Source organism: Flavobacterium sp. NPDC079362 (assembly GCF_050267765.1).
In the GTDB taxonomy this organism is placed as follows: Bacteria; Bacteroidota; Bacteroidia; order Flavobacteriales; family Flavobacteriaceae; genus Flavobacterium; species Flavobacterium azizsancarii.
Genome location: NZ_JBNNFM010000049.1, coordinates 21593 through 29885, shown reverse-complemented (window position 1 = coordinate 29885; position 8293 = coordinate 21593). Strand labels below are relative to the sequence as shown.

Sequence of the window (8293 nt, the reverse complement as noted above, 5' to 3'; positions counted from 1 at the left end):
CCGGATACAAAAAATGGTTTTGTTGGAAAAGTAAAAGCGCCGGCGTTGAATTCCGGAAAAATAAAAGTGGGGCAAACTGTAAATATCAGATTAGCGAATTTTCCTGATCGTGAGTTTGGAGTGTTAAAAGGTAAAATTCGAAATATTTCTCTGGTTCCTGATAAAGATGGGAATTTATTAATGGATGTCGCGCTTCCAAACGGATTAATGACTTCTTATAAAAAACAAATCGTGTTTCAGCAGGAAATGAAAGGAAGCGCCGAAATAGTAACCGAAGATTTGCGCTTGATCGAACGCATTTTATATCAGTTCAAAAGTATTTTTGAGCAAGTTTAGTTAAGATACTTTAACTCTGACAGGAAGATCAGTTGTTGAACTTGCATTTAATGTTGGAGGCTTAATAAAAGGTAAAACTGTTAATAAGGTATTTAGAGATTTAAGATCAGGTGATACTGGTTTTAGATATTATAAATTTGAACTTGTGAATATCAATATTCGTCCAAGCAAAAGAAATCTAATTTTGCAAAGCTTATAGGTCTTTAACCCTTGCTTTAAGATCGATATTAGCGGGCATTTACAAGATTTCTAATAAAATAAGTTTACCTTAGATATGCATATAAAATATAGTTAGTGAATATAAAAATATTATACAGAATTTGATACTTTAATTGTCAATTTTTTATTGATTAAAAGAATATAGTCTTAGCTTTTTGTTCTAGAAAATGTATTAATCCACTCCAATAAATACGGGATTTCAAAAGCTTTTCCAAGAACAGGGGCGCAAATAGGATAACTTATAAAATTTAATAAACTCTACATTGAAAATATCTGCATAAAGTTGAAGAAGATACGAAGGCGATGAAACTAATAAAATCCACGGATAAGAAACTAACATATGTATAAAGCCTATAGACAGGTTTATTGATTATTTAAAGATGTCTGAAAAACACTAAAAACACAAACATCGTTAGCTATATTGCGATTACTGAATGAGTAAAAGCATTTAGAAGTCAATTTAGAGGAGTGCGTAAAGTAAATTTCTTCTTATTCATATTATCTAGCCTTTTGGTTAATCCCCAACTTTTGCGACTCATCCGATTTTTTCTTATTCAGATTATGCAATCTTTTTGCGTAATCCCCAACTTTTGCGTTTGATCCCAAAAAAGCCTGCAAAATATACACTTTGCAGGCTTTCATTTTTTTATAGTGACCACGGTGGGATTTGAACCCACACGCCCTTACGAGCACCACCCCCTCAAGATGGCAAGTCTACCGTTTCTCCACGTGGCCTGAAATAAAAAAAGGTCAAGTAAATAAATACTCGACCTTTTGTGACCCGACTGGGGCTCGAACCCAGGACCCCATCATTAAAAGTGATGTGCTCTACCAACTGAGCTATCGAGTCATTGCTATCAAGAAAAGTTATTTTGTGAATCACAAAATTTGTGACCCGACTGGGGCTCGAACCCAGGACCCCATCATTAAAAGTGATGTGCTCTACCAACTGAGCTATCGAGTCAAATTCTTTCCTTGAATGCGGGTGCAAATATAAGGAGTTATTTTTGATATTTGCAAGCTTATTTATTATAAATTTGTCTTTTTTTAATCAAAATTTACAACGCCTTAATTTATAGGTCATTATTAAAATGAAAAAGATTATATTATTAGGATATATGGGTTGCGGAAAGTCAACAATTGCCCAGAACTTATCAAAAATTACAAATATTCCCTTTCTGGATTTAGATAAATGCATCGAAAAAAAAGCAAATTTATCAATAAATGAAATTTTCGAACAATTTGGAGAGATTCATTTTAGAAAATTAGAACACGAAATATTTGTAGAATTACTTCAGTCTTCAGAAAAAAGCATAATAGGTTTAGGCGGAGGAACGCCTTGTTATGCCAATAATCATGAATTATTGAAAAGCGATGATGTTACTTCTGTTTATTTAAAAGCTTCGATAGAGACTTTGTACGATAGGCTGGTTCATAACAAAAGCAAGCGTCCATTAATCGCTAATATGAATGAAGAAGAAATGAAAGAATTTATTGCGAAGCATTTGTTCGATAGAAGTTATTATTACAACCATGCACAACACAAAGTTGCGGTTGATAATAAAACTATCGAAGAAACGGTTCAGGATATTTTAGAAATCTTAGCTTAAAAAGGCATAATCGTCGCCATTGTCGTCAAAAACAACCTGAACATGCTCTAGTAAAGATGTTGATAAGGAGATTCCTTTAAAATCTGCCTTTACAGGATATTTTTTATGATTTCTGTCTACAAGTACTGCTGTTTTGAATTTCTTTAACGGAACGTCTAAGAAATGACGAACAGCATAGATCAAAGTGGTACCTGAATTTAAGACATCATCGACCAATACTAATCCTTTGTTTTTATATTCTTCTTTACTTAATGAAGTGTGTATGGGTAATTGCGGATTTTGTTTGTCGACTTTAACTTCGCAAATAGAAACTTTTAATGTTGAAATAGTAGTTAAGGCCAAAGCAAGTTTTTGAGCAAAAATAAATCCGTTAGCAGCGATTCCGGCAATTACAATTTCTTCTTCGTCTACAAAAGTTTCGTATATCTGATAGGCAATACGTTTTATTTTATGTTCTATTTCCTGGTTCGTTAAGATAATGTTTTTGCTCATGATTTATTTTTTTTTGCTAAAGTACAAATTTAGGGAATGAAATTCCAGTATCTATCCCGAAGCTTCGGAATCAAATTCCAGTGTTGAGGTTTTTGATTTTTGGTCTTTTGGGAATTAGGAATTTATTTTTCTTCATTTTCATCAATAATATCATTGCCATATTCATCAATATCCCTTCTGTCTTTTTTTGTTGGTCTTCCTGTTCCGGTTTTGCGATAGTGCTCTTTAGACAGTTTTAATAATTCTAAATGTGCGTAAGCTTCAGCCGGAGTTTCGTTTTTTCGATATATATCAACAAGTTTTGCGCCAACACGACTTTCAGGTATGTCGAGTACGGTGATAATTTGTGTGATTTGATCTTTTCTAAAGGTAATTTTATCCGTTGGAAAAACCTCTTTTGATGGTTTTGCAACTTGCCCATTTACAGTAATATGGTTTTTTTTGCATGCTTCAGTAACCATGTTTCTGGTTTTATAATAACGCACGCACCACAGGTATTTATCTATTCTCATAATTTTTCTAAAATCAACGTTAAAATCTTTACAAAAATAAATCAATATTGTATCTTGCGCACCTAAAAAATTAACAATAATGAATAAATTTAAATATTATTTTATTTTATTGCTTGCCGGCATTTCTTTGGTTTCTTGTAGTAAAAGTGATGACAATGATGTGGTGACCGTTCCTTTAAGAGATTATGCGGAACAATATAAAGCAGATAATGATTCTATTATTAAATATTTAAAGACTAATTTTATTGAGGAGGTAACGGCTGATTTTGATGTTAAGATCTCCAAAATTCCTGCAGGAGGTACGCAAACCTCAATTTGGGACCAGAAGGTTTACCCTTTGCAAACAAGACCTGTGTATAGTAATGATATTACTTATACAATATATTATTTAAGTTTTAGGCAAGGAACAGGAATTACTCCTATTAATACGGATAGAGTGGTTACATCTTATTCGTGCTCTTTGTTAGATGGTACTGTTGCCGAGACTACATATGGATTTCCTGCTACTCAGGATTTGTTTATATATGCTGCAGCTACTACAGGGGTTACGATTGCTAGAGAAGGTTATGGAGAGATTATGCCTAAATTTAAGACAGGAACCTCTACTACAAATGCGGGTACGGGAGTTATTACCTATCAGGATTATGGAGCTGGTATGATGTTTTTGCCTTCTGGTTTAGCTTATTACGCTTCAGGCAATGGTACGATTCCTGCGTATACGCCGATAGTTTATAGTTTTAAATTGCTTGATTTGCAGAGAATGGATCATGATATTGAGTCTGTGGGTGGTCAGTCTTTAAATATTCCGGACGGAATTCCTGATTATCTTGAAGATGTTAATGGTGATGGTTATCTTTATAATTTTACTGATAAGGTTAAGTATCCTAATCCTCCGGCTGATTTAATTGATGATACAGATGGAGATGGTATTCCGGACTTTTTAGATTATGATGATGACGGTGATGGATTTAAAACAAGATTTGAGATAACAAAACCAAGCGATCAGGTTGGTCCTCCTAATTATGGGGTGAGTTTGTTTTATCCTTGGGATCCTAGGGAAGATAATCCTGCAACACCAAATGTAAATGAATGGGAGCCAAGAGGAATTCCTAGAAGACCTACAGGAGCACTAGCGGATCCTAGTAAACCTGAATCTTCGACCAATGTAAAAGCATATTTACCTGAAGATTATACGGCTACGCCAAGATTAAGAATACATTTGGATAAAACGTATCCTATCAAACAGAATTAAATTTTAGTTTAGAAATAATAAACCTCGAAAGTGATTTCGAGGTTTTTTTTTGTGTTTGTGTGAGTTGAGTTTAGAAGGCGTTCGTGTTTGTTTAGGTAAAAGTGTAGTAGAGTTATTTATTAGTACAAAAAAAGCCTCGAAAAGTAATTTTCGAGGCTTTTTCTATAAGTAAGAAATCTAAAAATTATTTTCTTTTGATTACTCTTTCTACAGCTTCAACAATCGCCTGATTGTTTAATTTGTATTTATCCATTAATTGCTCAGGAGTTCCGGATTCACCAAAACTATCGTTTACAGCAACAAACTCTTGTGGAGCTGGATTGTTTAAAGCTAGTACTCTTGAAATGCTTTCTCCAAGACCTCCAAGAATATTGTGTTCTTCAGCAGTTACTACACATTTTGTTTTAGCCAATGATTTTAGAATTGCTTCTTCGTCAAGAGGTTTAATAGTGTGGATGTTGATTACTTCAGCAGAAATTCCTTTTGCTTCTAAAGCTTCAGCTGCAATAAGAGCTTCCCAAACTAAGTGTCCTGTTGCTACAATCGTAACATCCGTTCCTTCGCTTAATAAAATTGCTTTTCCAATTACGAAAGGTTCGTCAGCGGGAGTAAAATTAGGTACTACCGGACGGCCAAAACGTAAATAAGCCGGACCATGATGATCAGCTAATGCTAATGTTGCTGCTTTAGTCTGATTGTAATCGCAAGTATTAATTACAGTCATTCCAGGTAACATTTTCATTAATCCAATATCTTCAAGGATTTGGTGTGTTGCTCCGTCTTCTCCTAGTGTTAAACCAGCGTGAGAAGCGCAAATTTTTACGTTTTTATCAGAATAAGCAACAGATTGGCGAATTTGATCGTAAACCCTTCCTGTAGAGAAGTTTGCGAAAGTTCCTGTAAAAGGAATTTTTCCCCCAATTGTTAAACCTGCAGCAATACCAATCATGTTAGCTTCTGCAATACCAATTTGGAAAAAACGCTCCGGGTGATTTTTTTTGAAATCATCAAATTTTAATGATCCGATTAAATCAGCACAAAGTGCTACAACATTTTCGTTTTTTTGACCTAATTCAGTCATTCCTGCTCCAAAACCAGAACGGGTATCTTTACTTCCTGTATTTTCGTATTTTTTCATTTTGTTTTTTTGCTATAAGCAATAGGCTGTAGGCAATAGGCATAAAGCTTATTGCTTAAAGCTTAAGGCTATTTTTTAATAATCGGCTAAAGTTGAGATGTTTTGAGCTAAAGCACTTGCTAATTGATCGTTGCTTGGTGCTTTACCATGCCATGCATGTGTATGCATCATAAAGTCAACTCCGTTACCCATTTCAGTATGTAATAAGATACAAACTGGTTTTCCTTTTCCTGTTCTTGATTTAGCATCATTCAAACCTGCAAGAATAGCATCGATATTATTTCCTTCTTTTATTTCAAGAACGTCCCAGTCAAAAGCTTCAAATTTAGCACGAATACTTCCCATTGGTAAAACTTCGTCAGTTGTTCCGTCGATTTGTTTCCCGTTAAGGTCAATAGTCGAAATGATATTGTCTACTTTTTTGGCAGAAGCATACATGATAGCTTCCCAGTTTTGACCTTCTTGTAGTTCACCGTCTCCATGCAAAGAATAAATGATATGATTGTCGCCATTTAATTTTTTTGCTTGAGCAGCACCAAGAGCTACAGATAAACCTTGTCCTAATGAACCAGAAGCGATACGAACTCCAGGCAATCCTTCATGAGTTGTTGGATGTCCTTGTAAACGTGAGTTTAGTAATCTAAAAGTTGAAAGTTCTGAAACAGGGAAATAACCGCTACGTGCTAGTACGCTATAAAATACAGGAGAAATATGACCATTTGAAAGGAAGAAAAGATCTTCTCCAATTCCGTCCATATCAAAACCTTCTTTACGCTCCATAATATTTTGATAAAGAGTTACCAAAAATTCAGTACAACCTAGTGAACCACCTGGGTGACCTGAGTTGACAGCATGTACCATTCGAAGAATATCTCTTCTTACTTGGATAGTTAAATCGCTTAATTGTTGTGTGTTAGGCTTCATTTTATATGTAAAAGTTAAACTGAATGCAAAAGTAATTGTTATTTTGCGGGCTGACAAATGATTTTTCGCTTTAGTTTGTCACAATTGTTAAATTAACCCGCTTTTTTTGTAGATGTTATAAAAACGATGGATTAATTTTAGATTTTCTGAATATGATGGTAAAAAAGCTCTTTTTTTTGCTGAAAAATCATAAAAAAAGTCCCGAATTCGGGACTTAAAGTATGCTTAAATGATATCAATACGTTTTTTATTCCGTATCGCCTTCACTGTAAAAATTATTTTCCTCATCTTCAGAGCCAATTTCTTCCTGTTTATCGTCAAGTTCTGAACCTGGAATATCTAAATCGTTTCCGAGTTTATCACTGTTTTGTTTCCATTCATGATTGTCCTGACTGATCGTTTTATCGGTTGAAATTTCCTCCGGGTCGATGTCTTCTAATTTGTCTTCATTGCTGTAAATGTCTTCTGAAGCAGGATAATTTAATTCTTCCAGATTTTTTTCGATTTCATTTTCGTTTGCTGGTTTTTTTTCTTCTGAATTTATCATGATTTTTTATTTTTTAAGTATCATATAAAGTTACGAAAATAACAGTTTGATATTCTTACATTTTTTAAATCAGGAAATTGCAGTATTCACATTTCGAAAAATCATTGTGTAATTTTCTTAATGTCGCGCCAGCTAATCAATTGAATGTTGTTTTCTTTTAGTTTTGATTTGCATTCTTCACTTGTAAAAAAATCAAAATCAGTTTGGCGCCATGCTGAACCAAAATTAGGATGATTGATTGTAATGCCTTGCATTTCGAAATCATCAAAAGCGGGATGTAACAGAAAAACATTGAATCCGGGCTGAATGTTGTCTAATGCTTTTGCGTAGGCATGTCGCAATTCGCCTTTTTCGAAATCAGCAAAATGTCCAATCAAAAGATTATCTGCCAAAAGAGTGTTTTCGTAATTGTATTTTTCGTCAGACAAACTTATCGATTCAACAAATTGTTTGTTGATGAAAACAGGTAAATTATAGGTATCTCCAAGGTCTTTATAAATTTCTAAAATTTCAGGAGTAACTCCTACGCTGCACATATGCGAATCGAGATGCGTAGGTTGAATTCCAAATTGTAATGCTCTTTCGATTTGAGCCGTAAGTTCTTTTTTTATTTCTGATAGAATTGCATTGTTTTTAAAATCGGCTCTGGTTTTATAAAAATAACCGTTTTTGTCTATTAAACTTGAAACTTCAGATGCGGGAAGAACTGGGCCAAATTTATAATTTTCCCATTCGCAAGTCAGTGTTAAATGTATTCCGCAATCATAATTTGGATTGTTTTTTGCAAATGTTGCCATTTCAAAAAACCATGCGCAGGGAACCATTATGCTGTATGAATTTACAGATCCGTTTTGAAGTGTTTTTATAGTGGCTTGATTTTCAGAATGTGATAATCCGGCATCATCGGCATGTATGATCAGTAGTTTGCTATTTTCAGGATATCCTAGTTTTTGAGATAAGTTCATGTGTTTTGTTTTTTTGCTCACAGATTTGCAGATTGCTTCACCTGTTCGCTATCTCGGGTGAGCAGATTTTTTTTGATTTATTCAAATTTAAAGATTTCTGGTAGAACTGTCACGTTTTTTTGTGTTAGGGATAGAAGCGGCATCTCCCGATTTAGAAAAACATGCCTTTTTAGCCTTAGTTTTTGTTAATTGGGAATACAGCGGATAGCCCGACCTTTTGGGAACGCCCAAATATTTTGAACTTTAATTTTTTAAATTCCAAATTCCAAATTCTCAATTTCATCTTTTATTTGTTTTA

At 34.1% G+C, this 8293-nt stretch carries 8 protein-coding genes, 3 tRNA genes and 1 pseudogene; 3 read left to right on the top strand and 9 right to left on the bottom strand.

The annotated features are described in order from the left end of the window. Window positions 1-336, top strand: a pseudogene (locus ACQKCJ_RS23235) (HlyD family secretion protein); the annotation flags it as partial. Window positions 337-1207: 871 nt separating this feature from the next. Here the strand turns inward: ACQKCJ_RS23235 and ACQKCJ_RS23230 are convergent. From ACQKCJ_RS23230 to ACQKCJ_RS23220, 3 genes are all read right to left on the bottom strand, one after another. After that, a tRNA-Leu gene (locus tag ACQKCJ_RS23230) sits at window positions 1208-1290 on the bottom strand. Between the two features lie 42 nt (window positions 1291-1332). Next, window positions 1333-1405 (bottom strand) — tRNA-Lys (locus tag ACQKCJ_RS23225). Window positions 1406-1446: 41 nt separating this feature from the next. Continuing rightward, a tRNA-Lys gene (locus ACQKCJ_RS23220) sits at window positions 1447-1519 on the bottom strand. 127 nt (window positions 1520-1646) lie between these two features. On the opposite strand from ACQKCJ_RS23220, the gene ACQKCJ_RS23215 reads away from it, so the two are divergent. Then, window positions 1647-2165 (top strand): shikimate kinase, encoded by a 519-nt coding sequence (locus ACQKCJ_RS23215; RefSeq protein WP_271338354.1) that lies wholly within the window; start codon window positions 1647-1649, stop codon window positions 2163-2165. Here ACQKCJ_RS23215 and ACQKCJ_RS23210 read toward each other — a convergent pair. Then, entirely contained in the window at window positions 2157-2657 is a 501-nt protein-coding gene (locus ACQKCJ_RS23210) for a phosphoribosyltransferase domain-containing protein (protein WP_427403024.1), read from the bottom strand. The genes ACQKCJ_RS23215 and ACQKCJ_RS23210 overlap by 9 nt on opposite strands. Window positions 2658-2779: 122 nt before the next feature. Beyond that, window positions 2780-3169, bottom strand: a complete 390-nt coding sequence (locus ACQKCJ_RS23205) for an RNA-binding S4 domain-containing protein (RefSeq protein ID WP_271338352.1) — start codon at window positions 3167-3169, stop codon at window positions 2780-2782. Window positions 3170-3248: 79 nt separating this feature from the next. On the opposite strand from ACQKCJ_RS23205, the gene ACQKCJ_RS23200 reads away from it, so the two are divergent. Continuing rightward, entirely contained in the window at window positions 3249-4421 is a 1173-nt protein-coding gene (locus tag ACQKCJ_RS23200) for an FKBP-type peptidyl-prolyl cis-trans isomerase (RefSeq protein WP_271338351.1), read from the top strand. Between the two features lie 184 nt (window positions 4422-4605). On the opposite strand, the gene ACQKCJ_RS23195 is transcribed toward ACQKCJ_RS23200, so the two are convergent. From ACQKCJ_RS23195 to ACQKCJ_RS23180, 4 genes are all read right to left on the bottom strand, one after another. Next, entirely contained in the window at window positions 4606-5559 is a 954-nt protein-coding gene (locus ACQKCJ_RS23195) for a transketolase family protein (protein WP_427403023.1), read from the bottom strand. A gap of 75 nt (window positions 5560-5634) precedes the next feature. Further along, window positions 5635-6483, bottom strand: a complete 849-nt coding sequence (locus ACQKCJ_RS23190) for a transketolase (protein ID WP_271338349.1) — start codon at window positions 6481-6483, stop codon at window positions 5635-5637. 247 nt (window positions 6484-6730) lie between these two features. Further along, window positions 6731-7030, bottom strand: a complete 300-nt coding sequence (locus ACQKCJ_RS23185) for a hypothetical protein (RefSeq protein WP_271338348.1) — start codon at window positions 7028-7030, stop codon at window positions 6731-6733. A 101-nt stretch (window positions 7031-7131) separates the two neighbouring features. Then, complete coding sequence (locus ACQKCJ_RS23180; RefSeq protein WP_271338347.1) at window positions 7132-7995, bottom strand: polysaccharide deacetylase family protein; 864 nt, start codon at window positions 7993-7995, stop codon at window positions 7132-7134. Window positions 7996-8293: the final 298 nt, after the last annotated feature.